This is a genomic window from Mucilaginibacter gossypii (genome assembly GCF_017569325.2).
Classification (GTDB): Bacteria; Bacteroidota; Bacteroidia; order Sphingobacteriales; family Sphingobacteriaceae; genus Mucilaginibacter; species Mucilaginibacter gossypii.
This window is the reverse complement of record NZ_CP071878.2, coordinates 3,932,890-3,957,292: the sequence shown is the minus strand read 5'-3', so window position 1 is coordinate 3,957,292 and position 24,403 is coordinate 3,932,890. Positions and strand designations below refer to the sequence as shown.

Sequence of the window (24,403 nt, the reverse complement as noted above, 5' to 3'; positions counted from 1 at the left end):
TGATCAATTCCAAAAAGCCTGAAAACCTTTAAAAAAACAAGAAATAAAAAAGTTTTTTTAAGGGGGTTAAAACCACTTGTAATAAATGAGAATATAAAAAAGTCCGTTTTTAGTACGATTAAGGCGGTTTTTACAAAGTGCTGTAAAAACGACTTGTACAATTAGGGTTAATTTGCCTTCCATTTTGTTAAAAAAATTAAAGGCATTTAAAGGGGGTAAGTTCTATTTCTTTAAAAGATTGTTGGCTTTAAGTACTCGTAACACTTCGGTTAGATCAGCTTCGAGGTTGTTAACCTTTTTGTATAGTTCGGTTGGGGATTTGAAATTGAATGAGCCATGCCAAACAGCGTACCACACTTCCAATATATCTTCCGGGTGTATCTCAATATTGGGGTACAAATTGCGGTTATCTATGGCATCTGATTTGGCTATGATATAACCGTACTTTTCTACTCTATTAAGCAGTCTTTTAACTAAAACGCCTGTTTTAGTTACTATTATATGCACGCGATCCTCGCGGATATAGTCCAATTTTTCAACCCACTGCCCTATTATCATTTCTTTATTTTCCAGCGTCGGGTACATACTGTCGCCCTCTACTTCAAAAGCCCGGTAAGTGCTGTTTGATAAGCCAGGCAGTGAGAACGACGGCAGGTTTTCGATAAATTCCGGGTCGCTGTAGCCTACTAAATAACCAGCAGCAGCTTTAACCGGGACATAAATGATGTTTTCATTTCCCTGTTTATCTACCGTGATGATTTGAGGCTGTAAAATGACAGTTGGGGGGTCAGTTGGGGGGTCAAGTTTTGCACGTTTGCTTGTAGTACCCTTGCCAGTGGTGGCAGGGGTATTTGTATTTAATGTAGCTATCGACTCGTGCAGGTGGTTGTTTTCGGTTGGGGTATCTGTCGGTTTTTCCTCCGTTTTTAGCATTTCCCCTTTCCCGTTTATGACCCAAAGTATGTCTAATTCAGGATACTTGTAGTTAATCCTCTCCAATACGTCAGAATTTATGGTCTTGGTCTTGTCCAGATAGCCATTAGAAAGGTCTACGGAAGCGTAAAACTCGCGTTTACTAATGCCCTTATAACCAATAAATTGTAAAATTCTGTCGATGGATGCCATTTATTTTAGTAAATAATCTACAATTCCCTTGCTTATTTAGTAAATACTCTACATATTTGTGTCCGCAAAGGAACACTATTATGACCAAAGATAAAAATATAAAATCCACTTGTAACAAAAAATCTACAGCGCTGGTGTTACCTGCACCTACGGCCAAACTCATTGCTGAAATAGTTGGTGTATCACCCAGCTATGTTAAAAAGGTTCGCACCGGCGACCGTACGGCAGATACCCCAGCCACCGACCTGGTTAAATACTGTAATGAATTGCTCATAGATGGGCAAAACGTCCTACTGCAAAGCGTAGGTGAAATAATCGAAAAAGAAAAAGCCCTCATCAATAAATAATTACCCTCAACCCTCAAAATCATGAAAAAGCTAATTAAAGAATTTACAACCATCCCTCAAGCAGTTAAACGCAACCAGTTTACCGCTATTCAGACCGTCATTTCGGTGGTTATTGTCGCCACTATCGTATTTGGCGGCCTTGCACTTATCGCACCTGATTTACTAACGAAACATTAATACCCCTTACAGACTGGCAGCCACCCCCGGTTCGAGGCCGGGGCTTGTAACACCCTAATTAACCAAATGAAGTACAACGAAGAAAATAACTTATGCTTAGAACATGCCGAATACCTGGCATGTTTCGGGCTTCATAGTTATAAGAACCATAAAAAACGCGGCGAAATCAAAGTATATGGTCGTGGCTGTAATGAAAATGGTGTACTTATCGACTATGAAAGCCTGCCGCCCGAGCGCAAAGCCATAGTTAAAGAAAAATACGGCAACCCTTACGAGTACATCGTAAAACAGCCGCTTACCGATTGGGTAACGATCAACTGGAACCAAAAAGCCTTCGACTTTTACAATAACACCAACGGCAAAGGTTACACCCTGCCAAACGGGCTAAACCTGCCCGAAAAATACCGCGACAAATACACCAAAGCGGCTACTTATATCGATGCTATAAGCCATTATACTACCGATAAACAGGCTTTAAAACGTGATTTTAACATAAAAATGGCTGCCTTTTGGTCGATTGTAGCCGATGTAATTAAGGCCGAGAAAGTGGGTTTACCCCCCAATGAAACCCGCCTAAAAGAGAAGATTAAGGCCTATAAAGCGCAAGGATTCCCCGCTTTGATAGAGGCTTACCGTTTTGGCAACGATAACAGCAAAAAGGTTAAAGATCAGGAGGCCGAAGATACTTTAATGAACCTGATAGCGCTTGATAACAAGCATGATGATGTCGTTATATCGCAGGCCTATAACATGTGGGCTATCGAAAATGGCCGCAAAACCATTACTCCGCAAGCTGTAGGTTATCGCCGCCGTGAGCATTACCACGAAGTAGTTATGGCGCGCGAAGGAAAAGCGGCCGCCTACAACAAATACAACAAGCAAATTAAACAAGCCCGCCCAATGGCACCGCTAATGCTGATAAACAGTGACGATAACGTTTTAGACTTATACTTCACTGAAACCACTTACAGCAATGGCCGCAAAAATACCAACCGCTATTACCGCCCGGTGATGTACGTGGTTATAGATGCCCTAAACGATTATGTTTTGGGTTATGCCGTAGGTGAAACGGTTACTATCGAACTGATAAAAGAAGCCTACCGCAATGCTATGGCTCACATTATTGAGCTTACAGGTGGTGCCTACCTGTGGCATCAGATCAAAACTGATAAATGGAGCATCGACCCGGCATTAAAAGGCGATTTAGCTACATTTTTAAAGATGGGTGGCGAAACGCTGTTTTTCACTGCCTCTGTAGCGCAGTCAAAATACATTGAACGTGTGTTTGGCAAGCCGCTGCATAAGATACTCAAAATGTATCCCAACTATTCGGGTGCCAATATCACCGCGCATGGCGCAAATGCCCGACCAAATGCCGAAGCGCTGCAAAAACGTAGTGCCAGCTTCCCCGATAAACAGCACGCGCCTGCTGTTATTGAAATGACCATAAACCAGTTACGGCATAGTCTTATGCCCGATGGCGAATTAACACGGCAGGAATATTGGCTAAAAGCTTTCCACGAAAGCCAGTTAAGCCAAAGCAAACGGTTAAGTGTAGAACGTAAAATAGAAATATTGGGCGTTAAACATCAGCTACGCGACCCGCGCGAATCATTGCGCCTGCAACCTGCCGGGCTTAACTTCCAGCTAAACAATATCAAATACAGTTTTGATATACCGGCTAAGTATTTCCCCGAATGTGTAAACAAAAAGGTTGATGTGTACTATGATCCCGCTGATATGAGCCAGGTACTTGTAACAGATCATAACGGTATCAGGTTTGTAACCAGCCAATACGTTTTGCAGCCTTCGGCGGTAGCTGATATGCACGACGGTCACGGCCAAATGCTTCACGACCGCAAACAGGAAAAGAAGGCCATTACCCAAAAGCTTGAAGATTTTGTTACCAGCCGTCAGGAGCGCTTACAACGCGCCGAAATCGATGCGCAAAGCATTTTACAGGCCGGTGTATTGGTAAAAGCCATTAACCACAAGGCACAAAAGCAAATAGGCGGCTATGAAGATCAGTACGACGATGTGCTGATAGAGCATAAAACAGCCCCGAAAGCGCCAAAAATAACCCAAAGTATTTACGACGAAATGTAAAAATAAAGGCCGGAAACCCTCACGTATCCGGCCAATTAAACCACTTAAAAAGCTAATTAAAAATGGATTTAAACACAAAAGAACTAATTAGAGCCGAGTTAAACAAACATGTGTCTCACTCGGGCAGCCAAATGCGCTCATCAAAGCAATTAAACGTATCAAACGCTACAGTTAGCAAGATACAGGCCGGTAAATCAGAAGGGTTAGGCGATGCCATGTGGACAAAGCTTGCCAAAAACTTAGGCATCAGACTTGACGAAGTTTGGCACCATGCCGATACCCGCCCGGCTTTAAAATTACAGGGCTATTTTGACGATGCCCGCATGCATGGTAATGTTTTTGGGTTGGTGTGTACCCCCGGCAGCGGTAAAACCGATATGCTTGATACCTATGTGAAAAACCATAAAAATGTTTTTTATGTGAAGGTTGAGCGCCACATGACCGAAAAAGAACTGCTGGTAAACCTGCTGCAATCAATGGGCGTGAAAACCAATGTTCGTTCCATTTACGATTTAAGCACCCTTGTTAACGAAAAGGTTAACCCCATGACACAGCCAATAATCATTCTCGACGAAATGGAAAAGGCTAAAAATGGGCTGCTATACCTGTTCATTGACCTTTATAACAGGCTGTGGAAACGTTGCGGCATTGTGCTTATCGGTACCTATAATCTGAAAGACCGGATTGAAACCGGCGAACAGCGCGGCACTGTTGGCTATAACGAAATATTAAGCAGGTTGGGTGGTAAGTTCATTGAAATACCTACACCAAACGCCGACGATGCCATATCCGTTGCCAAAGCAAACGGCGTTGAAGGCCGCGAAGCATTAGCCTTTATATCAAATGGGGCGGCTGTTAAACAGGGTGTGGTAGATATGCGCCGTGTTGAACGCCTGGTGCATGCCTGGAAGCAAAAACAAGCGGAGTTAGAAGATCAGGAAAATGAGGAGGCGGCAGCATGAGAGAACTATGCTTAGTCGCCATTCATTCGAGGCGGCACGTCGACTTATCCGACCTGAAAATAAAACTCATGAGTGATGAGCCTATAGTTAAAACTAAACCTAATGACTGCCTTAGTATGACTGCCCATTATATCTACGCATCGTTAACGTTTTCAGCCAACTAACATGAACCAAATAAAACAGCAAATCACCATACAGCAGGCCACCCGCCAAAAGGTTATGCACCTGCTTGAACTTACCGAAGTGCAGTACGGTAGTATTGTAATGTTTGCCGCTTATGACTATTTGGAAGCACAAACCGGCGATAGTTCATTAACCAAAACCCTGCAAAGCAATTCACTTTTTTGGGCATGGTGGCGCAATCACTGGCATAAAACAGATATGGCCTTTGTAACAGAATGCGAACGCCTGGTAGTTGCCGACGATGGCATCCGCAAACGCGATTTAGCCGAAAAGATGCAGCTATACGATGCCATGCATAACCCCGAAACATTTGAGTTTACCCCTCATGCCTCAATACTAAATGAGGCTTTTAAAACTGTAAAACCCTTAATTAAACATATACTGTAAATGAACACCGAAACAATACAACCTCAAACAAAATCCCTTTCCCTTTTGGCAAAGCAGGCCGCCGACCAGTTGGGCGTAATGGTTGACGAATTAAAGGACGTTAAAGACGACCGCCGTAAACCAACAGAGCGCCGGTATATCACTTTCGCCCTCATGGAAAAGGCAGGCTATACGCATCAGGATATCGCCGACTTTTTTAAGATGAACCGCGAAAGTATAACCAAAGCCCTTACTAAACTTGATAGCTGGCTAAAGATATACGCCGACCTGCGCGGCGACTATTCGCGCCTGCTTTTAACCATCCTTTAAATGCCTTTAATATGGTTTTAAAACACACACATCAGCAGGTAGCAGCGCTTATGAACATGTTTCACAATTTCGTTTTAACCAGCCCGGTAAAGTCCTTAAATGAAAAGCTTTTGCAAATACATATGATAGGGATTTACCGAAAGTTGCGCAGTCAGTTTGAGGGCAAGCAGCGCAAGTCGTACAGCCTTCATTTAAACGAAGCCGAAGCGATAGCCTACCAATTGTATTGGATCATGGTTCAACTACCCGAATCGTATGAGTTCAATTTTATTCGCGCCCATATGGCGCAAATAGAGCATGAAATGACAAAGTACAACTACCACCCATCACCAGTAACTAAATATTTAAATCAATAAAACGTATGACAGCACTAACCATTAAACAACAGAAACCAGCCGATAAAAAATGGCTAAACGAGGCGGGCGATTTGATACCATTAGACAGGATCAGCAAAAGCGAACGCCTTGCCGAAGCCAAATTATCAGTATTGGCAAAAGAGCGGTTGGCATTCCGTACAGCCCTCGAAAAGCATAAAAAGAAATGCTTTGACGTGGCATTAGAGTTATATGCAGCCTTCCTAAATGAAAACGGCGGCGTGAATAACAAAAGCAAGGGCAAAGGGAATATTACCCGCTACAACTTCGACAGGTCTATCAAAATTGAGATCAATGTAAACGAGGCTATAGCCTTTGACGAAGAATTATTGACACTGGCTAAAAACAAACTGGATGAAATACTTAACGATGGCCTTTCATCTGCAAGCGACTGGCTTAAAACTATCATCATGGATGCGTTCAGCACCCGCGACGGCAGATTAGACAGTAAGCGAATTTTAGCCCTTTTACGCCATGAAGAAAACATACCCGATACACGGTATAAAGAGGCTATGGCCTTTGTAAGGAAAGCCATTCGCAAGCCAAAAAGCAAACAATATTTCAGCCTTTACGTGCGCGACGAAAAAGGCGACTATGTTGACGTTCACTTAAACTTTTCAAATATATAATCATGCCTATAATTATAACACTCCAAAAAATGGGCGATGGCTCTTATAATGCCAATCTCATTACACCCGACGATACAAATGTGGTGTTGCTAATTAATGTTCTAAGAAAGCAGGCTGATAGTTATTCTCGGCACTTAGCAAATACTTTGTTACGTGAACAGCCTGCCAACGTAACCGAACGCAGCGCGACAATTACGACAGGTGAACTTATCAGGATTTAACCACCCGGCAGGCAGCCACCCCGGTTCGAGGCTGGGGCGGGTACTATTAATCACCTTTAAAACCCTTTTAAAATATGTTAAAGCTATTGACCAAAACACGTTTTTTAATACAACTAACCACCACGCTAACCAAATCAAAAAGCCAGGTGGTGTATATCGCCGGCAAAGTAACCGGCCTGCCGGTAAATGAGTTTCAGGCCAAATTTGCTGCCGCTAAAGAGAAACTACAGGCACAAGGTTTTAGCGTGCTAAACCCCTGCGATTTTATTGCACCCGATGAGGATTGGAAAACAGCCATGCGCAAAGCTACAACCCTGCTAAACATGGCCGATCATATTTATATGCTGCCCGATTGGCGCGATAGCGCAGGGGCAATACTGGAACATAGATTGGCGGTAAAGTTCGGACTTAATACCATGTACGAATAATGGAGCGCAATACCCGGACTATAGCGGAAAAGCTACAGATAGGCGACCGCTTTTACAAGGCAAACGATAAGCAAAAAACAGTTTGCCAAATGGTTGAGGGGGGAGAAAAGAAAACAGAATACCGCAATTCTAAGCTATGGTACCTGCCGCCAAACACGCCACCCCAATACCCAAAAGCAATAGACAAAAACACAGAAGTAATTTTTTTAAGACACACTAATAATTGATGGATACTATAGGAATGTTTCAAATGGGTCAAAAGACCTTCGACAGGTTGGAACTTGGTAGCTATTGGAAATCGGTAATAGGCACACCCGAAAAAAAGTGCAGCATGATAATTTATGGAGATAGCGGTAATGGTAAAACGTCATCTATTTTAAGGCTATTAAAAGATTTGTGCGATAGCGGACTGCGGGCTACTTACATAAGCCACGAAGAAGGCATCACCGGCTCTATGCAGGACGCTTTTAAGCGTGAGGGTATTATCGATAACTATGGAGGTAAGATCATACTTGCTGCTAATGCCACCTTTGAAGAAACGTACGAGTACTTTAAAAAACGAGGCAGCCCGGAAGTTTGCGTAATTGACAGTATTGATTTTTGCGGCTTGACGGTAGATCAGTTTAAACAGCTTGCAAAGCTTAAAAACAAAATCATCATCCTGATATCATGGTCGGACGGCAGCAAGCCTCGAAGTTCAACAGGCAAAGCATTGGAGTATATCGTAGATGTTAAGCTGTTTATCAAAAACTTTATGATATGGCCGAAATCCCGTTTCGGCGGCAATACACCTGCCCCGGTGTGGGAAGAACGCGCCCGCTTGCTAAACGAAAAATACTTTGCCCGTTTAGATAAGGCTAAACTACAAGGTAAAACCGCCAAAACCCTGTTTGCTGAGGATCAAAACAAGGCCGTAATGGATGCAATGGCTATGGTTGACCCTGTTGTATCTGATATGATCGCTAACGAAACCGCCGAAAACGCGCCCGAAAAGGAGGGGGTATTTGCAGATGAGTAAGTACATTTTAACGTCAGATCACTATACAGGTGGTGTAGTGTTTGAGTATAATAATGCCGGTTTATTGGTGTTTTACAGCGTTTTAGATGCCGAATTGAGCGAAAGGGAATTGGTTACCCTGCTGCAAAAACTACCCCGAGAGGAAGGCGATATCTCCAAATTAAACGAGCGGCAATATTTCAAGGTGCTTAACCTGTCGGAGGATTTGAGTTGGGAGGCATTTATAGAGGAGTACGGCAAGAAAATACACCCGCACCGCTGTATACCATACTGGAACAAATTAAGCGATTATAAGAAGCTAAAACACAAAAAGGGTATAGCGCCGTACCTCGCTTACCTCAAACGTAACCCCGGCGTAGCGCAGGCTAACCCCGAAGGATTTTTAAAACGTGAATATTATAGAACAGATTGGAGCAAAGAATCATGAATCAAGATACACAACCCGACAAATACAAGCCCCTTTACGAGGCATTTGAGCATTTGGCCGAAGCATTAAAAATTGTTGGTATAACAAGCCTTCAAATTGATACCGTTAAAGATGAAATAAAATTTGAACGCGCGGCTTATCTAAACCCGATAGCATTAATTGAAATGCGTGACACTATGAAGCCGCTGCCGTATTTGGTAGATATTGACAACCGCCCCGCTTTTAGTTTCGATGCAAACCCGCCACACATGGCATATCCTGAATATCATGACTAAAGAACAAATCAAAAAAGCCCGCACCTTAATAGCTAAGGCCGGGCTTACCGAAGAAAATAAAAAGGATTTGGTGTACAGCTTTTCAAACGGCGCAACCGAAAGCCTTACCGCTATGGGCTATGAAGATGCTCAGGCGCTATTTACCCACCTCGAACAGTTGGTAGGGCAGCCACCCAGCGAAGCCGATAAAATGAAGCGTAAAATTTTAAGCCTTGCCCACGAAATGCATTGGGAACTACCCGGCACTACCAAAGTGGATATGGCAAGGGTTGACAATTGGTGCGAAACGATGTATAGCGCCCCGCTGGATGGTTTGTATTACCTCGATCTTGTGAAGGCAGTTAGCGCGTTTAATCAGGTTTATTTAAAGTATTTAAAGGGTATTTAAAGGTTATGACAATAGAAGTAGCAAACGAAGCGGCCTTATTAGTTACGAGGCTGGAAGAAATTAAAAACGTAAGGGCGAAAATACGTCACGAATATACCCAAAATAAAGACTGCAAGCCGGTAGCGGATATCGCCCTGCAATTGACTGATAGCCTTGAGCGGATTACAAATAAACAAATAGCCGACCTATAACCATGAGAAGGGTTAATAGATACACATATACACCTCAATGCGCTGAAATGCACCTTTTAGTAGAAATGATTTACCGTGGTCGTAAGTTTTTTAAAGCTAAAATGTACGATTTACATGAGTTAAATATGCATATACCCCCACCTGTTCAGGTGGTTTTATTGCAGGTTTTAGGCTCAAAACATGTAACAAAAGGGCGCAATACAGTGCATATTTATGACCTTCTTTGCGTACCCGGCTATGAAAACCGAATAGTTATAAGCCACCCCGACTACGCTATTTACGATAATGAACCGATGGTGATTATTGAACTTGAAAGGGGGAACAATTATCCAACGTATACGGAAATAGGTTAAAACAAAAGAGACGATGTTTAAAAACATCGTCTCTTTTGTTTTAAGATTTTGATTTCTCTTTAATAAAATTGCCCATTAGATCAACATTTGAATAAGATGATGCTTGTTCAATAAATGACTTTTCATTTAAACATCTTGTTGATTCTGAAACCCAAAAATACTTCTCATTCCCATTTGCAGGAACGATACCTGTTGTGGCATTGCCAGTTTGCGTTTTTAAAATTGTTGTTGTCATAAAATGGTTGTTTAGGATAGGTGGTATTTTATATTTTTCTCATTCAATAATCCAGTAATAGTTTCAGAGTGAACTCCCCAACCAACGTGTAAATATTGATTGTTTAAATAGTCGGACTCTTTAGTTTTTGTTGTCGGGTTGCCAAATTCCAATCTATAATGCCTTGTCTGACTTTGTATAGCCCATACATTACCCTCAACATCAAAAGTCGGGCCACCACTTTGGCCTCTTAAACCAGGCGAAGATGTTTCTACAAATTTGTAAGGATATGGGCTGCCATTGCTGGGTATATTAACCTCTCGAGTATATATGCCTTCAAGTGGGAAAAAAGGCACAGGAACGCTTCCGGGAGGAAGGTTAAACCTCTGTGCCGCTTCATCAAATGTTGGTTCAATTATATGGAATGGAAATCCCATTTTACACAAGCTCGAACCCGGCTCCATCTTGTGCGTTGGATTTTTAAATTTAGGATAGAGTTTGATTGATGCAGGGTCAAAGTTTAACAATTGGCCAACAGCTAAATCAACGTTTGCATTAAAATGAACAGTACCTAATTGTACTCCATCGAACCCAAACCAAGCTGATGTGTTGACAATCATATCCGGAGATAATCGCAACTGATTAAGCTTGTTTATCATCACATGTTTCTTTAATGATTTATCGTTTTCAATTAATTGTCTCTGCTCTTTAATCGCCTTATACTGATTTGAGGCATTGCTTAAACTTACAATTGATTCTATTATGTGCCAGGCAGTAACAAACCAACCTTCCTCATTAATAATCACCAACGAACCAATTCCTGAACTACATTTTCCATCATGTCTTTTAGATGAAATTATTACTGGTTTGGTGAATTCACGCGCCAAACTACAAGCTGAAGCAAACATCTGTTAATTAAATTTAGTGATAAAGTCGGTGAAAGTACAATTTTATTTTATTTGTTATCAATATTTTATATTTTTTTACGCATGATAATAGTTTAATATTTTCTTGCAACCTCAAGGATAAAACTCGGAAAAGCCCTAACCTTGTAAAGTAAAAGTAATTGTACTATCGAAGTGCTGCCTATCATCTAAAGGTCGAAAATTTAAGATTCACGCAGGCACGAGTTACATAGTACGCCAGTAATGGCTTGGCTGTATTCTTTTCTGTGAATTAAGCTTTGCCCCACTTTAGCGAGGCTCTGTTGTTATCCGAAGTTGATATAATATTATAAGTACCCTATTGTGATTTTACTTCGGTGTGGAAAACTTGCACGTTTAACAGGTAAAATTAAGAATTAAAAGGCCTGACTATTAGCTATATTTGCCCTGTAGCACTAAATGAGAAAAAGCCAGTAGTTTCAGCTACCGGCTCTAATGTAAAGTCCAACGTGTGTTAGTCTCGAAGATCAATACAAAACTAATACATATATTCGGAATATAGGCATCAATATTAAAATTAAAGATGGTCTGCTTTACGAAACACTTAGTCATATAACAAGTGCTACGGTCAGTTATGGACAGGGAAATTATTCTGTTTGGTATGATGATCGTTTTGGAGGCGCTAAAGGTAGCTGATAAGTACCTTGACAGACGTAAAGAATAACGTACTCCAACACATGCTAAAAGCCTCCGACTATCGGGGGCTTTTTTTATCAAACGCTTGCTAAGTTATGGGAGTGAGCCCACACACCGGCAAAAAATACAAACAAGATTACGGCTATTACAAAACCAATAACCTTCCATGCGACGTCAAAAGGTAAATGACCAAACACTTTTAACAATTTGTAATTGTTAGACCTTCAAGGTTAAAAACGCTTTCTCGTACAGATTGCAACTCTGTTGACAATTCCTCTATAGTCTCATTTCTCTTTAATACTATAACATTCAAGTCTTCAAAGTTCTTTTTTGATTGGATCAATAATTTATGCATCTCGTGATATTGAGCCTCCCAATTTGTTTGAACTGGTTCTGTGCGCTGAACGTCCGGGATATGGTCGTTTATAAAATCTATATAGCCTTTTAATAATTGCCGAAAATTTTCTTTGACCTTTGTGTTTTCAGTGACTACAACGTCGTAAAAGTTAAGATTTTGCGCGTTAAACACTTGATTGCTTGCAGCACCGAATATTTCAGTTAAATCGGAAATGGTTCTTGCTTTCCAAGCGACATGATTGAAGTTATTGTAATTAAAACCGCTCAAATCATTGATTCTATTGCTTATAATTTCAATTGCCTTTTGTTTTGATGTTAAAATTCTTGCCATACAATATTCAAGTTAAGAAATAAAACCAACTTAAGAAACCAACATTTTCCTGTAACCCTATTCCCTCATCCCCGTAAAAGCCCTAACTTTGTAAAGTAAAAGAAATTGTACTATCGAAGTGCCGCACATCATCTAAAGGTCGAAAATTTAAGATTCACGCAGGCACGAGTTACATAGTACGCCAGTAATGGCGTGGCTGTATCTTATTTGCGTGAATAGGGCTTCGACCCCCTTGATGGGCTTTAAGGTATTGGCTGCGTCATTTTTTTTATGCCCCGCCCGTACTTCTACCTATTAACCTTTAAACTAATTTTAAATTGATTAACCGGCTGGGTTTATGGTAGCGTTTGAAACTAAAGAGAGAAAGATTATTATTACACTTAGTGGCGATACTGATGATTATGTACACCTGTATAAATCATTACTGCATTTGTTAGGCAACCAAAACCCCGAAACCCCGCCGGGTGCCAACGAAATGTACACCATCACCAATTTATTGAGCGAAATGCTGCCGGATAGCAGGCAGTTAAGGTAATGTGTGCTACTTTGTTTTGCTAAGTTTTTAGGTATTGGGTAATTTTATGGCACCTGATTAATCTATGGCGCTCGGTAAACAATTAGTAGCAAGTATCCTTTCTGAACCTCTTAAACGTAGCACCGTTAAGCACGTTAAAGGCGTGTTTAAATCCCGTAGGGATCATGATATCGTGTGCCGCTTGTACTATCACTACAAAATAAAAGGCTTGCAATACGAACGCGCTGTAGAAGAATTAAACCATGAGTTTTATTTAGGCGAAACCACCATTTCGCAAATCATTATGGAGGAACGCGACACCCTCGAAAAACTCAAAGCAGATCAGGCCGACCGCAAATACCTGCAAAAACTTATCCCGCATTTTAATTGGTACTAATAGTTTGATATTCTTTGAAAAACGATTATTTTACATCGTTAAATTCAAAGAATATATATGTCGATTTACATAGATTTTGATACTATTGAACAAGAATTAGTAAATTATTTTAGTGACTTTTTTGATACCATGCGTTTCGCGTTGTCCCCTCGAAAGGACGGATTAACAATGACTGGCTTTCGGGATGGTAAGCAATACCAATATACTTTTGGACAACAGGAATTTGACTATGAATACAACACCAGCCGCTTGCACCATTATTTAGAAAATGTGAAAGGTAGCTGGCATATTAAATATTAATTTTCATAAAATGGATGTATACGTACTAATAGAACACACAGACAAAGGCGAAGAAGTGCGGGGTGTTTTCAATAACGATCTTTCGGCAATGCGTAGAGAAGCCTATTTTAAAGGAGGCGAAGATATTAGGAAGTTCACAATCAAGAGATTTACCTTGCACACGCAAGATATGGATTAATAACAATTTACTAATTAAACTTAAATTTTATGGCAGAAGAAACAGAAAAAATCGAATCAGGCGATGTAGTACAACTTAAGTCGGGCGGCCCCAAAATGACCGCGGAGTCTCATGGAAATTCCGGTTGGCATTGTAAGTGGTTTGATGGTACAGACTTAAAGCATGGAACATTTTTCGCAAAATCACTGATTAAAATTGTTTAAAATAAGACGCGTGTAAAACAAAAGAAAGCCGCTTAGTTAGCGGCTTTCTTGTTAAACAACATTTGGTGTTACTTCCAAATCCGGCCGCGGCTGCGGTGTTTTTACCTTCATGGCCGTGTTATCTGTAAAGCCAAATGCATAACGCAAAACCCTTACCCTTACATTGTCCTTACGCCGTTCGGTTTGGGCGCTTATGCGGCTTAATGGGTTAAAATACCGCTCATCGCTCCACCCGTGCAATAGCTGGTTAACCCGGTGTTCTAAATTGAAGTAACCTAAAGCGTTTATCTTGTGGCTGTCATTTTGGTAGTAGTGTGTTGCTGCCGTGTATGCTGCCACTGCCAAGCGTACTTCCAAAATACTTTCCCCTTGCTGGCTGTATTCGCTATTGTCGGTATAGCGTATTTCTACCGGGTCAAATAACGCGCAGGGGAACTTAACCGGGCATAGCTGGTCGCTGTCGTCAAATTCAAGCTGCCCCATATCCTGATCTATAAACTTCAATTCGGGCAGGGTGGCTAAACGCGCCTGCACGGTTAAAAATACATTTGCCAATATGGCATCCATTGTTAATTCGCTCATGGTTTTATGCGTTTAAAATCTTTTTCATATCCTTTTCAAGGTCGCGCCTGATGGAGTTTTCCAGTACGGGGCTGCCGTGGCCTTCGTATGGCATAAACTGGCGTTGTGGCATTTGCGTTTTCATTACCCGGGTGTGTGACCTTACCTCACTTTCGCCGGTTTGAGTTTTAACAAATTTGGTTTTACGTGCGCCAGGTGCGCTAACTTCATCACGGTAAAACCGTCTGCGGGTATAGGCGCTAACGTGTACAGTGGCGTTTATGGTTAAGCCTTCGTTATGAGCCTTTGCATAAGGGACGTTGTTATAAAAATAGACTTCGCCCCGGCCGTTGGTGGTATAGTTAACGCCACGCCTTAAACGGCCTGTCACTATCAGGTTTTGCCCCTGTCTGCGCTTGCCAGCAATGCTTTGTTTGTCTTTCCATTTTTTGAAGGTTGCACCCTGCCAGCCCTGCGCCCTGAAATTGCCATCAATAAACCGCAGCGTTTTGCGCACAACCATTGCCGGGGCTATATCGTTCACATACGTGGCGATCTGCGCAGCCTTTCGGCGGCTTGTCCTGACAAATGCGGCACTATCCATTGTTTTATAAAATATTTTTATATTTGTACTATAAATAAGCCGTTTATGCACCGGCGGGGCGCTGTTTGGTTAGCCGCTGCCGGAACTGTGTAAACGGCTTTACTTTTTATATTTCAATATACCTTTCCGCATATTGGTCAAAGCGCCAAAATTCGTTCGCCCGTTTTTCTGCACTTCATAAGCTGTGATGGCGGTTACGTTACTCCGCGAATCAGTTACGATAACTATCGGGCAGTTTTTATAATACTTGATGTATGCCGTTTGGATGCTGCCACGTATTTTATTGCTCCATACCTCATCGGGGTTTTTAAGAATATCCGGCAACTGCGGCATAAACCTGTAGCGGTTATCTTTATTTTCCTCTAAAACATGGTTACGAAATCTGTTATCCATCGTTACCGTAATGCCGTCACGGGCAACTATATCAATGCTTTTACGCTGCCCGCCTGCCAAATCTGCCCACCATTTGTTAGCCTCGTCTTTATTTTTTGCCTCGGTATACGACGGCAGGTTAATGGTAGCGTAAATACGTTCGCCGGATGGCATGTTATAATTTTTTTCGGCATCGAGTTCGCGCTGTTTGTTATTGCCTAAGTTTTTAAAGTAAGGGTGGCCGTCGGTAAAAATCACCTTGTTTTTGCCGGGATTGTTTTTAAAATACGGTTTGATATCGGCGGCCTTTTCTACATTATTGATATGGTCGTCGGGCGTTGGGGTGTCGGTGTCTGCCGCCGGTATCAGTTTACAATGGCATTTAAAATGCAGCGGCGGGCAAAGCCTGTTTAGTATCGGGCTATTGCTGGGTATTATCATCCTGTCGAAGCCGCCGCAAATGGGGCAAACGTTTTCCCCGCCGGTGGTACTCCATTCCAGTAACTTAAACTTCATCAACCCCGGCCAGCTTGCACCAATCTGCGACGATGCCACCGCCATTTCGTATTCAGCTTCGAGGTACGTTTTGTTATAAAGTGCGTCAACCTTTAAAGCCCGTTTCTCAAACTCTTTATAAGGCAGCACCTGACCTTTGTCATCCAGTAACAGCCGGTTGTACTCCTTAAGCATGACAAGGCTTTTAGCGCCGCTAAATGCATATATATTGTGATCAAAATAAGCTTTCAGTGTATTGCGTTCGTCGTCTGATGCAAATATTTTACCGCCCAAACCTTCGGTAACAGCCCCGGCCAGTTTAGTAGCCAGGTTGTTATAATAGTCGGGCTGGATACTGCCCGGCTTCAATTCGCCGCTGTGTACATGCTTTAAAAAGTCGTTAAGTATGTCGCGGTACCCACCGGCCAGTTTTATAGTAGTTGGGGTACATTCGCCGCAATCGCAATCATCGCTATACAAATCCTTTAGTTTAATATGCCCCGTCAACTCCGGGGCTATCCGAAAAAATCCATCATGTGCAAGGCCAGCTTTTCGCGGAAACTAAGCTTCATACCACCCGGCTTTTTGTCCTTTTTTGCCTTTTTATCAGGGGGGGTATTTGCACTTTCTTCGCCGTCGTTTTCCTCCGAAACCTGCGTGTTTTGCGCATTAAAGGCCTTTTGTGCGGCTTTTTCCTTCATTTGCGCATCATAATCGGCGGGCTTTGGCATTCCGGTGCGTTTGTAGATAAAATCATGGTCAACCGGCATACCTAATTGGGTCGCCATTTGCACGTAAACGTTGATTTCGTCGGTAAGGGAAAGCTTTTGTTTTTGTTCGGGTATAATGAACTTACCGCCCTCGTAAGGCAGTCCGAACGCTTTCAATATTTTGCGGAAGCGGCTGTTTAAGATGCGGCGCACAAAGTCGGTATCCGTTTCGCTTTTCTTTTCGTCCTGCTCGGAATGTACTTTACCAATGGCATAGCCGGTGCGTTCGCTCGTGCCGGACGTTTCGGTACTGCCCAAAAGCGCTTTGGCTATTTGTTCATCCAGCCACCTTTCAAAGCCTTCCTGTAACGCGCCGGTGGCATTGTTTTGGTTAGGCACAAATTGTACTTCCGTACCCTTTGGCCTTACTAACCGGCCATTGTTGCCCATTTTCTCAATGGCATCTAACAGTAATAAGCGTTGATCTTCGTCGTAGCCATCCCACTGTGCATCTAAAATCTGATTGCCGAAAACCTCAACAAACGTAGCCCAATCACCTAAACCGCCTCGTTTATAAATGGCGTATTGTGCTGCCGATAGCAGTAACCCCAAATCTTTTTCCTCCCCGGCTTCCAACACGGTTTGGGTAAATATGCCGTCGCGGATGCTGAAACCTTCATCATCATATTGCCGGTAAGCAACCATACCCAGTTCGGGGCGCATGTGCCTGCGGTCAAACTGTGTAGCTGTCATTTGCCAGGTGCCTTCGTCATCTTTGAAAATATTACAGTCAACCATGCTGTAGCCCCAAAAGCGGCTATCTATAATTTCTTCAAGCAGTTTGGCAAAGCCCAAACTATCTATTAACTCATTAATGGCATCAACCGGCTTGCCATCCTTATCAACGTATTGCCACCCGGCGGTAGTTATGGCATCGCGGCGCTTGCCGGTTACACTGATTACCTGCGCATCTAATATCACATCAAAGTACAGGCTGTAAAGCAATGCCCGGCGTGGCACCCGCGATTCGGCACTTCGTGTATAGTTGCGCCATTTTACGATGTCCTGATTTTCGCGGACAATTGGCATTATATCCAGCTTGGTTATAGCTATGCTGGGTTGTGTACCGTCGGCGGTAACGGTAGGTTTTTTAGTTATGGCCATGTTTTAAAAGCTATTTAAAGGGGTATTAAAAATTAAAAGTGGTTGCCGCGTTTCGGGTTACTACTCATGTGAAAAAAGGTGGCCTTTTCGGGCGGCGCAATTAGCGGCCATCCGCGCGGTTTAACTTCAGCTGCCTGCACACGACGCAGCCACACGCGGGCGGTTGCGGCATCGTCCCTAATTTGCTTTACGTTTTGGTTTGCAGGACATTTGCGGGTAAGCCATTGCAGGGCAATGGCCGTCAATGAGCCAACTAAAATAGGGTCGCGGTCATCGCCGGTACGTGCGAAAAGCGCATCAACATCGTACCTGTCAAAATATCCCTGCGCTTCGCCAATGGCTTTGTTAATGGCGGCCGTTACGTCATTGTCGTTACCTTCGGTTATAGCGTCTATATCTTCGGTGTATATGTCGGTGGTTAAATCTGCTTTGGTTAAGTATGGCATGTTAATATCGTTTCGGATTTTTGGGTGGTCTGATAACTTGCATTTTTGATAGGCCGCCAGTAGCCTTGTTGTTAACTATCCATACGCCGCCCTCAACGGCATCGGGGCCGTCATCATGTGCGCGGCTGGTAGGGGATAGTGCTAAAAACTGCCCTTCCATATTGTCCATGTGTACGGTGCCTTTTTCTTCAATATTGAAGTACAGGCGCGGTACTACATTCTTTTCAATATCTTCCCTGTTGAGCGGTTCAAGGTTACTTTCAATCCGGTGGTATTTGTCCGGCTTGTCGCGGTCGTCGGCTTTTGGTACCAGCTTAAAGCCGTGTTTGGCGTTTGACTGTGCCAACTCCTGAATAAACATTTCGTCTATCCACGGCCATTCTATATAGAAGTATACCGGCACCTGCCCGTTAACCCACTTATATATTTCGTAGTTCCAGTCGATCATTTGGGCGGTTGACACCTGGTCGCAAAACACACGTATTACGTGGTACTCATCTTTCCAGCGCCCTATTAACACAGTGGCTTTGAAGTCGCCTTTCTTTTTATATGAAGGGTCGGTATAGGCTACTAAATACTTGTACTCTTTGAGCGGCCGCATTTTTTTGTAATGCAGCTTTTTAAACACCTTGCCAGTAGTTATAGGGTTGTTATAGTATTCCTTTTGCTGGGATACATAGCTTATTTTTGATAGTACCCGGTCTATCAGCGGTTCGGTGTTTTTGTTAGGCCATGTAGAATTACCGTCCTTATCCCTTATGTTAATAATCTCAAAGTAGTCGGCCATTTTGATAGCCTTATTGATGCAGCAATTTTCGGCAATGATGTTACCGCAAAATATCACCTGCATCGGGTTGCTGATAGAGCGGGTAGCATACACCGCTTGCTCAAACCAGTCCCATTTCTTATCAATGGTGTCGGGGTTTCTGCATTCTTCGTCGGTGTCGAAGTCATCCATGATAACTTTATCCGGCCTCACTTCCTCGTTACGCGAACCACGGGGCGATTGTCCTGCGCCAATTGCCAAAAACGAACAGCCCTTTTTGATGATAAACTGCTTTTCGCTCCAATCGCCAAAGTTTTCCTGTTTGCCGTAATCGTTAATAAGGCGCTGGTTGTTTTCAAAATTCAGCTTGTACGGCTTAAGCAGGTTTATCGCGGCAGTTTCGCTTGAACTAATTAGCAGGATGGATTTTTTTAAACCAGTCATCGCCTGGTATATTGTTTCCATCATGGTACGTGCAGACTTGGCAAGTTCCCGGCTCCATGCCCTTACCTCATACCATTCACTATTGTAAATAGCCCGGCGGCTGGCGGCCTTATGCCACGGCATAGGTTCGGCATAGTAGTAATTGGGGAAGTAGTATTTAAACCACTTTTCTTCATTACCCTTTTTCTCTAAATCTGCCTTGCGTTTAAGCTTGTCGGCTTCGCTCTCGTTAACATCAATTACGGTAGCACGGAGTAATGATTTTACATACTCATCCCATTTATCAAGGGCTTTTTTATCCTCTGCTAAAGCCATTAATAAAGCGATCTAATAAAACCATCAATTATAGGTGCAAGGGTTTGCGCCTTTTCTAATGACACAGTACGGGCAAAATTTAGCAGGGCTATACATGCGCTTATTGCTTCGGGCTTACTGGTTTTAGTTTCCAGTTCTTTGATATCTTTTATCAGCTTGCGCCTTACGTCGCCTTCTTTGCTATCAGCATATCGCTGCCCGGCTGGTTTTTTCCTGATGGCCGCGTTTAACTCCGACAATTCATCAAGCAAATAACTCATTTGCTCCTGCCGGGTAAGTACCAAATTTTTCTTTTGCTTTTCCCAAAGCCCGTCGTTTTCGGCCACCCATTTACCTATAGTTTTTTCAGATATACCCGTTTTTGCAGCTATCTCTTTTTGCGAAAGACTATCATCAATAAAATACCTTTTTGCCAGTTCCTTTAACCTTTCAAGGTCGGCTTTGCTTTTCCTTTCAGCCATGTTTTAGGGTTGATTTACACCCAAAATTGCAGGCTTTTTTACCTCTTATATAACCGGGTAACTGGATGATTAACGCAGCTTTAATCATATCATAAAACTGCTTTAATCATTCAGAAACGCGGTTTTTTATGGCCGAAATACCGCTGTACGTTTGTCCCAACGAAGCCGATAAAAGGTTATGAAAAACTAAAAAAAACAAACATGAAAAAAAGGCAATTAACAGGGGCGCTGGCGTATTCAACCGAAAAAAAATGAAACGTACGACTAAGCGGTATGTAATCACGACCAGCGGCCTTAATTGCTACAAGTATCGCGTGATGTCGGATGGAGGTGACTGGGTGCAATACCTGAAAAACCCCATACTACTGTGGATGCATCAACGGGCATTTAGCAATGATAAAAGCCAAATTCTGCCGCCGGGTTGCGCTGTCGATATTCAGTTGAACGGCGATGAATGGAGTTGCTATTTGGAGTTTGACGAAAACGACCCTTTTGCAATGCAGCTATACAACAAGTATGAAGCTGGCATTTTAAACATGGTATCGTTGGGTGCTATCCCGCTCGAATGGACAGAAGATCCTTCCATGATGTTGCCAGGCCAAACCGGCCCCACTATTACCAAGTGGAAAGTAACCGACATCAGTTGCGTGGACATTGGCGGCAATGATGACGCGTGTGCCTGTCAGCTATACGGCCACGACGAAAAAAGGATTGAACTATCCGGGTTGGATAAAGAAGGCTTTATCAAACTTTTCAACTCACTACAACAAATTAAAAACGACGATAACGACAACATGAAACTAATTCAACTGACAGGCGCAGCATTGAACGGCATTTTGCTTTCGCTTAAACTGGATGAAACCGCCACCGAAGTACAGGTGCAAAAGGCCGTGGCTGATATGATACAGCTAAACGCATCACAGGCAACAGATATCAACACGCTTAAAAGTGATAAAAAGCTTTTGCAGGATGAAGTAAAGCAACTTAAAACCGATCAGGACGAAGCCAAAGTGATTAAACTGGCCGACGACCATAAAAACAAATACCTGCCAGGTCAACGCGAAAAATATATCCGTTTGGCAAAGGCTGATTTCGACGGTACTAAAGAACTGCTGGAAGGTATGCCGGTGCTGGAAACGGTAGAGGAAAAATTGAACAGCGCCAGCGGAAACGACGCCACCGAAGTGAAAGAACTGATTAAGCTAAGCTATGACGATCTGTGGAAAACGGGAAAGTTAGAACGCCTTCAAAAGCTGGATCAACAAGCCTATTTAGATAAGCGCGCCGAAAAGTTCCCGGTAAAAACCGATAAAAAATAGCCTTTAAACAACCTTTAATACCCCGAAACAAATACCCCTATTAATTAACAAAATGAAAAATTCAAAGCAATTTTTAGTCGCCACAATTGGCCTCATTCTTTTTGCCTCGCTGGGTGTTAACGCCTTTGCGATGGCTGCCCATACCAGCGCGCTTACCGCGACGGTAGTTGTTGGCGGCGCTGGCTTGGTGTTTTATAAACTGTCAACGCTTCAATCCAATAAGCCGTTTGCCCACACCGCCGGTGTGCAGGTTGAAATTTGGGCGCAATATATCATCGAACGCTTTTGGCGTGACAATGGATTTATGAAACGCGCCTTTAGTGATGATGATAAAGTATTAGCCGGCAAGGTGGTGCATATCCCGCAACCAGGTGCTAAACCATCGGTAACTAAAAACCGTGGTGTGTTCCCGGCAACGGCCGTAAGGCGTACGGATACCGACATTGTTTACGTGCTTGATGAGTATACTACCGATCCAACCCATATTCCTGATGCCGATAAATATGAACTGTCATACGACAAGATAGACAGCGTTTACGGCGATCATGCTGGTGAACTGGTTGAATTTGTTGCCGATGACATTATTTTAAAATGGTTGGATGAAAGTGTAAGCAATGTAACTAAGCTTTACACCACCGGCGGTACAAATGCTACGCAAGTGGCCGCCTCTACTGATTCGGCTACGGGCAACCGCTATGCTGTACACCATCTTGATTTGAAGGCATGGCAGTTGCAGTTTAACAAAAACAATATCCCTAAAGCAAACCGCCAGGTATTGTTTGAAAGTAACATGCTTGACCAGTTTACTTCAAGCTTAGCGGATAGCCAGTACCGCGACTTTTCGCAATATTATAACGCGGAGGAAGGCATCATAGGCCGCATGTATGGATTCGATATCCTCGACCGTAGCAACGTGGCAGTTGCTAATGCCGCTCATGCCATCAAGGCGTTAGGCGCTGCCGGTGCTGCCGGTGACTGTGCCGTATCGTTGGTATGGCAAAAAGATGCCGTAGCCCGCGCGCTGGGTGATGTTAAGTTTTTTGAAAACCCCGACCGTGCCGAATACTACGGCGATATCTATAGCGCATTGCTGCGCATGGGTGGCCGCCGTCGCAGGGCTGATAATTTGGGCGTGGGTGCCATGATACAAGGCACACCGGCTTAATCTCTATCTCTGATAACCCCTAATCAACATAAGTAAGTAAACAAAAGAACCCCGCGCCTTAATAGTCCCCCGATACGATCAGGGGCGGCGCGGGTTGATTTAGGACAAATGAAAGACTGGTTTTACAAAATGCTTGCGTCGTATGATTACGACAGCTTCACCAACTTTTTTCAAAGCATCGCACCGTCGTTTAAATATTGCATAACCCGGCAATTGCTTTTGGTAAGCTGCACATTTCCCGGCCTTGCATGGTTTTCGGCTTTCATTCCGCAAATTCCTTTAGCACTCGGTATCCAGGCGGCTGCGCTGGTAAGTATGTTATTGGCCTTCGTGGTTGAACTGGTAAGCGGCATTGTGGCTTCACGTATCCGAAAAGAACCGTTTAGCAGTTTCAGGCTTTCGCGCTTTACACTAAAAGTGTTCATCTACCTGGTGCTGATAGCCATTCCTTACCACTGGTCGCAAAACTATGCTGCCAAAGGCGAAACGGTAATGGCTGTATGCTTCGACTGGCTGCAAAACTTCCTGATTATCCATATAGCGCAGGAGAACATAGTATCCATACTTGAAAACCTTGCGGTTATTGACGGTAAAGACAAAACCGCATGGATCAATAAAATTAAAGACAAAATAACTTCACTATGGCCGTAACCAAATATGCTATAAGCCAACGCGGGTTAGACCTCATTAAATCATTTGAGGGCTTAAAACTTAACGCCTATCAGGACATTGCCGGTGTGTGGACTATCGGGTATGGCTGCACGTTTTACGCCAACGGCAAGCGCGTACAGCCTGGCGATAAGCTGGTAAATAAAGAATGTGCCAGCGATTTGCTTGCTGTGATATTGAAAGATTTTGAACGCACGGTTAACCGTGTTGTCACAGTGCCACTTAATCAAAACCAGTACGATGCCCTTATAAGTTTTCATTTCAACACGGGTAGCCTGCCGTCAAGTACGCTGCTTAGAAAACTCAATGCGGGTGATTTTGGTGGCGCGGCCGCTCAATTTGATTTATGGGTTAAAGTGACCGACCCTAAAACCGGCAAAAAGGTAACCAGCGATACGCTGGTTAAACGCCGGGCTAAAGAACAAAAATTATTTACAACCTCCATTTAATAACATGCCAACAATACTGAAAGCAATAGGCGGCTTTTTTGCAAGCCTGCTAAAAAAACTTACCGGCAACAATAATGTAGCCGTCCAGCTACCCGCCGACCTGCCCATTACCACCGCCGAAATTGACCTGGTTATAAATGTGGTTAACAAAGTAAAATCCGTTGTTAATAACCCCATTATAGGGCTTATCATCGATTTTACCCCTACGGGCATTGACAACGCGGTGCGTGACAAAATCAACCAGGCAATACCCGCATTGCTTACCGGGTTGACCTTCAGTAAAGGCGTGCTGGGTGCCGACGGTCAACCGCAACAAATTACCGATTTGCTTAATAAAATCAAGTTTTCGGACGATCCCGACAAAGATGGCTTATACCACGTGTTGGCTGCCCGGCTTATCGTAGTAGTTAGCGACGGTAAAATCACCTGGAGCGAAGCCGTTAGCGTGATAGAGCTGTATTTCAAACAAATTTTCATTACTCAATAATC

General features: G+C 43.2%; 38 protein-coding genes. 27 read left to right on the top strand and 11 right to left on the bottom strand.

What is annotated here, in order from left to right; translation table 11 throughout:
* Positions 1 to 222 precede the first annotated feature (222 nt).
* The gene (locus J3L18_RS16670; protein ID WP_129569231.1) at positions 223 to 1,125 is read right to left on the bottom strand and encodes a S24 family peptidase; all 903 of its coding nucleotides are present in this window, start codon (positions 1,123 to 1,125) and stop codon (positions 223 to 225) included.
* A gap of 80 nt (positions 1,126 to 1,205) precedes the next feature.
* Between J3L18_RS16670 and J3L18_RS16665 the strand changes: the two genes are divergently transcribed.
* The 17 genes from J3L18_RS16665 (at position 1,206) to J3L18_RS16585 (ending at position 9,900) form a co-directional block, all read left to right on the top strand.
* Positions 1,206 to 1,472: a hypothetical protein gene (locus J3L18_RS16665; protein WP_129569232.1), complete on the top strand. Its 267-nt coding sequence runs from the start codon at positions 1,206 to 1,208 to the stop codon at positions 1,470 to 1,472.
* Positions 1,473 to 1,493: 21 nt separating this feature from the next.
* Positions 1,494 to 1,649 (top strand): hypothetical protein, encoded by a 156-nt coding sequence (locus J3L18_RS16660; RefSeq protein WP_189549189.1) that lies wholly within the window; start codon positions 1,494 to 1,496, stop codon positions 1,647 to 1,649.
* A gap of 66 nt (positions 1,650 to 1,715) precedes the next feature.
* Positions 1,716 to 3,755 (top strand): Mu transposase C-terminal domain-containing protein, encoded by a 2,040-nt coding sequence (locus tag J3L18_RS16655; RefSeq protein ID WP_129569233.1) that lies wholly within the window; start codon positions 1,716 to 1,718, stop codon positions 3,753 to 3,755.
* Between the two features lie 62 nt (positions 3,756 to 3,817).
* Positions 3,818 to 4,717 (top strand): AAA family ATPase, encoded by a 900-nt coding sequence (locus J3L18_RS16650; RefSeq protein ID WP_129569234.1) that lies wholly within the window; start codon positions 3,818 to 3,820, stop codon positions 4,715 to 4,717.
* 165 nt (positions 4,718 to 4,882) lie between these two features.
* Entirely contained in the window at positions 4,883 to 5,287 is a 405-nt protein-coding gene (locus J3L18_RS16645) for a hypothetical protein (RefSeq protein ID WP_129569235.1), read from the top strand.
* Complete coding sequence (locus J3L18_RS16640) at positions 5,288 to 5,596, top strand: hypothetical protein (RefSeq protein WP_129569236.1); 309 nt, start codon at positions 5,288 to 5,290, stop codon at positions 5,594 to 5,596.
* A gap of 11 nt (positions 5,597 to 5,607) precedes the next feature.
* Positions 5,608 to 5,952: a hypothetical protein gene (locus J3L18_RS16635; RefSeq protein WP_129569237.1), complete on the top strand. Its 345-nt coding sequence runs from the start codon at positions 5,608 to 5,610 to the stop codon at positions 5,950 to 5,952.
* 5 nt (positions 5,953 to 5,957) lie between these two features.
* Positions 5,958 to 6,599: a DUF3164 family protein gene (locus J3L18_RS16630; protein WP_129569238.1), complete on the top strand. Its 642-nt coding sequence runs from the start codon at positions 5,958 to 5,960 to the stop codon at positions 6,597 to 6,599.
* 2 nt (positions 6,600 to 6,601) lie between these two features.
* Positions 6,602 to 6,820, top strand: a complete 219-nt coding sequence (locus J3L18_RS16625; RefSeq protein ID WP_189549191.1) for a hypothetical protein — start codon at positions 6,602 to 6,604, stop codon at positions 6,818 to 6,820.
* 74 nt (positions 6,821 to 6,894) lie between these two features.
* Positions 6,895 to 7,248: a DUF4406 domain-containing protein gene (locus J3L18_RS16620; protein WP_129569239.1), complete on the top strand. Its 354-nt coding sequence runs from the start codon at positions 6,895 to 6,897 to the stop codon at positions 7,246 to 7,248.
* Positions 7,248 to 7,475, top strand: a complete 228-nt coding sequence (locus tag J3L18_RS16615; protein ID WP_129569240.1) for a hypothetical protein — start codon at positions 7,248 to 7,250, stop codon at positions 7,473 to 7,475. Before J3L18_RS16620 ends, J3L18_RS16615 begins: the two co-directional genes overlap by 1 nt.
* Positions 7,475 to 8,266 carry a DNA repair protein RadA family protein gene (locus tag J3L18_RS16610; protein ID WP_129569241.1) on the top strand — a complete coding sequence of 264 codons (792 nt, stop codon included), beginning with the start codon at positions 7,475 to 7,477 and terminating at the stop codon, positions 8,264 to 8,266. The genes J3L18_RS16615 and J3L18_RS16610 overlap by 1 nt, the downstream gene beginning before the upstream one ends.
* Positions 8,259 to 8,693: a hypothetical protein gene (locus tag J3L18_RS16605; RefSeq protein WP_129569242.1), complete on the top strand. Its 435-nt coding sequence runs from the start codon at positions 8,259 to 8,261 to the stop codon at positions 8,691 to 8,693. Before J3L18_RS16610 ends, J3L18_RS16605 begins: the two co-directional genes overlap by 8 nt.
* Entirely contained in the window at positions 8,690 to 8,968 is a 279-nt protein-coding gene (locus J3L18_RS16600; protein ID WP_129569243.1) for a hypothetical protein, read from the top strand. Before J3L18_RS16605 ends, J3L18_RS16600 begins: the two co-directional genes overlap by 4 nt.
* Positions 8,961 to 9,356 carry a hypothetical protein gene (locus J3L18_RS16595; protein WP_129569244.1) on the top strand — a complete coding sequence of 132 codons (396 nt, stop codon included), beginning with the start codon at positions 8,961 to 8,963 and terminating at the stop codon, positions 9,354 to 9,356. The genes J3L18_RS16600 and J3L18_RS16595 overlap by 8 nt, the downstream gene beginning before the upstream one ends.
* Positions 9,357 to 9,361: 5 nt before the next feature.
* Positions 9,362 to 9,547, top strand: coding sequence for a hypothetical protein (locus J3L18_RS16590; RefSeq protein ID WP_129569245.1), 186 nt, complete (start codon positions 9,362 to 9,364; stop codon positions 9,545 to 9,547).
* Positions 9,548 to 9,594: 47 nt separating this feature from the next.
* Positions 9,595 to 9,900, top strand: coding sequence for a hypothetical protein (locus tag J3L18_RS16585; protein WP_129569246.1), 306 nt, complete (start codon positions 9,595 to 9,597; stop codon positions 9,898 to 9,900).
* Between the two features lie 40 nt (positions 9,901 to 9,940).
* On the opposite strand, the gene J3L18_RS16580 is transcribed toward J3L18_RS16585, so the two are convergent.
* From J3L18_RS16580 to J3L18_RS16570, 3 genes are all read right to left on the bottom strand, one after another.
* Positions 9,941 to 10,135 (bottom strand): hypothetical protein, encoded by a 195-nt coding sequence (locus J3L18_RS16580; RefSeq protein ID WP_129569247.1) that lies wholly within the window; start codon positions 10,133 to 10,135, stop codon positions 9,941 to 9,943.
* 11 nt (positions 10,136 to 10,146) lie between these two features.
* Positions 10,147 to 11,022 (bottom strand): S1 family serine peptidase, encoded by an 876-nt coding sequence (locus J3L18_RS16575; protein ID WP_129569248.1) that lies wholly within the window; start codon positions 11,020 to 11,022, stop codon positions 10,147 to 10,149.
* A gap of 871 nt (positions 11,023 to 11,893) precedes the next feature.
* Complete coding sequence (locus J3L18_RS16570) at positions 11,894 to 12,382, bottom strand: hypothetical protein (protein ID WP_129569249.1); 489 nt, start codon at positions 12,380 to 12,382, stop codon at positions 11,894 to 11,896.
* Positions 12,383 to 12,719: 337 nt separating this feature from the next.
* Between J3L18_RS16570 and J3L18_RS16565 the strand changes: the two genes are divergently transcribed.
* The 5 genes from J3L18_RS16565 to J3L18_RS16545 all read left to right on the top strand — a co-directional run bounded on the left by J3L18_RS16565 (position 12,720) and on the right by J3L18_RS16545 (position 13,974).
* Entirely contained in the window at positions 12,720 to 12,917 is a 198-nt protein-coding gene (locus J3L18_RS16565) for a hypothetical protein (RefSeq protein ID WP_129569250.1), read from the top strand.
* A gap of 64 nt (positions 12,918 to 12,981) precedes the next feature.
* Positions 12,982 to 13,293 (top strand): hypothetical protein, encoded by a 312-nt coding sequence (locus J3L18_RS16560; protein ID WP_129569251.1) that lies wholly within the window; start codon positions 12,982 to 12,984, stop codon positions 13,291 to 13,293.
* A gap of 57 nt (positions 13,294 to 13,350) precedes the next feature.
* Positions 13,351 to 13,593 (top strand): hypothetical protein, encoded by a 243-nt coding sequence (locus J3L18_RS16555; protein WP_129569252.1) that lies wholly within the window; start codon positions 13,351 to 13,353, stop codon positions 13,591 to 13,593.
* 10 nt (positions 13,594 to 13,603) lie between these two features.
* Positions 13,604 to 13,771, top strand: a complete 168-nt coding sequence (locus J3L18_RS16550; protein ID WP_189549195.1) for a hypothetical protein — start codon at positions 13,604 to 13,606, stop codon at positions 13,769 to 13,771.
* A 29-nt stretch (positions 13,772 to 13,800) separates the two neighbouring features.
* Entirely contained in the window at positions 13,801 to 13,974 is a 174-nt protein-coding gene (locus J3L18_RS16545; RefSeq protein WP_129569253.1) for a YodC family protein, read from the top strand.
* 51 nt (positions 13,975 to 14,025) lie between these two features.
* On the opposite strand, the gene J3L18_RS16540 is transcribed toward J3L18_RS16545, so the two are convergent.
* The 7 genes from J3L18_RS16540 to J3L18_RS16510 form a co-directional block, all read right to left on the bottom strand.
* Positions 14,026 to 14,556, bottom strand: coding sequence for a hypothetical protein (locus tag J3L18_RS16540; RefSeq protein WP_129569254.1), 531 nt, complete (start codon positions 14,554 to 14,556; stop codon positions 14,026 to 14,028).
* Between the two features lie 4 nt (positions 14,557 to 14,560).
* Complete coding sequence (locus J3L18_RS16535; RefSeq protein WP_129569255.1) at positions 14,561 to 15,139, bottom strand: hypothetical protein; 579 nt, start codon at positions 15,137 to 15,139, stop codon at positions 14,561 to 14,563.
* 99 nt (positions 15,140 to 15,238) lie between these two features.
* Positions 15,239 to 16,486 carry a PBECR2 nuclease fold domain-containing protein gene (locus J3L18_RS16530; protein WP_129569256.1) on the bottom strand — a complete coding sequence of 416 codons (1,248 nt, stop codon included), beginning with the start codon at positions 16,484 to 16,486 and terminating at the stop codon, positions 15,239 to 15,241.
* A 35-nt stretch (positions 16,487 to 16,521) separates the two neighbouring features.
* Positions 16,522 to 17,880, bottom strand: coding sequence for a phage portal protein family protein (locus J3L18_RS16525; RefSeq protein ID WP_129569257.1), 1,359 nt, complete (start codon positions 17,878 to 17,880; stop codon positions 16,522 to 16,524).
* A gap of 32 nt (positions 17,881 to 17,912) precedes the next feature.
* Complete coding sequence (locus J3L18_RS16520) at positions 17,913 to 18,326, bottom strand: hypothetical protein (RefSeq protein WP_129569258.1); 414 nt, start codon at positions 18,324 to 18,326, stop codon at positions 17,913 to 17,915.
* A gap of 1 nt (position 18,327) precedes the next feature.
* A complete protein-coding gene (locus J3L18_RS16515) occupies positions 18,328 to 19,851 on the bottom strand; it encodes a hypothetical protein (RefSeq protein ID WP_129569259.1) in 1,524 nt (507 codons plus the stop codon).
* A complete protein-coding gene (locus J3L18_RS16510; RefSeq protein WP_129569260.1) occupies positions 19,851 to 20,312 on the bottom strand; it encodes a hypothetical protein in 462 nt (153 codons plus the stop codon). Before J3L18_RS16510 ends, J3L18_RS16515 begins: the two co-directional genes overlap by 1 nt.
* 251 nt (positions 20,313 to 20,563) lie before the next feature.
* On the opposite strand from J3L18_RS16510, the gene J3L18_RS16505 reads away from it, so the two are divergent.
* The 5 genes from J3L18_RS16505 (at position 20,564) to J3L18_RS16485 (ending at position 24,401) form a co-directional block, all read left to right on the top strand.
* Positions 20,564 to 21,631 carry an HK97 family phage prohead protease gene (locus tag J3L18_RS16505; RefSeq protein WP_129569261.1) on the top strand — a complete coding sequence of 356 codons (1,068 nt, stop codon included), beginning with the start codon at positions 20,564 to 20,566 and terminating at the stop codon, positions 21,629 to 21,631.
* Between the two features lie 52 nt (positions 21,632 to 21,683).
* Positions 21,684 to 22,796: a hypothetical protein gene (locus J3L18_RS16500; protein WP_129569262.1), complete on the top strand. Its 1,113-nt coding sequence runs from the start codon at positions 21,684 to 21,686 to the stop codon at positions 22,794 to 22,796.
* Positions 22,797 to 22,904: 108 nt separating this feature from the next.
* The gene (locus J3L18_RS16495; RefSeq protein ID WP_129569263.1) at positions 22,905 to 23,447 is read left to right on the top strand and encodes a phage holin family protein; all 543 of its coding nucleotides are present in this window, start codon (positions 22,905 to 22,907) and stop codon (positions 23,445 to 23,447) included.
* On the top strand, positions 23,438 to 23,914 hold the full coding sequence (locus tag J3L18_RS16490) for a lysozyme (protein ID WP_129569264.1): 477 nt from the start codon (positions 23,438 to 23,440) through the stop codon (positions 23,912 to 23,914). Before J3L18_RS16495 ends, J3L18_RS16490 begins: the two co-directional genes overlap by 10 nt.
* Before the next feature lie 4 nt (positions 23,915 to 23,918).
* Positions 23,919 to 24,401 (top strand): hypothetical protein, encoded by a 483-nt coding sequence (locus J3L18_RS16485; protein ID WP_129569265.1) that lies wholly within the window; start codon positions 23,919 to 23,921, stop codon positions 24,399 to 24,401.
* Positions 24,402 to 24,403: the final 2 nt, after the last annotated feature.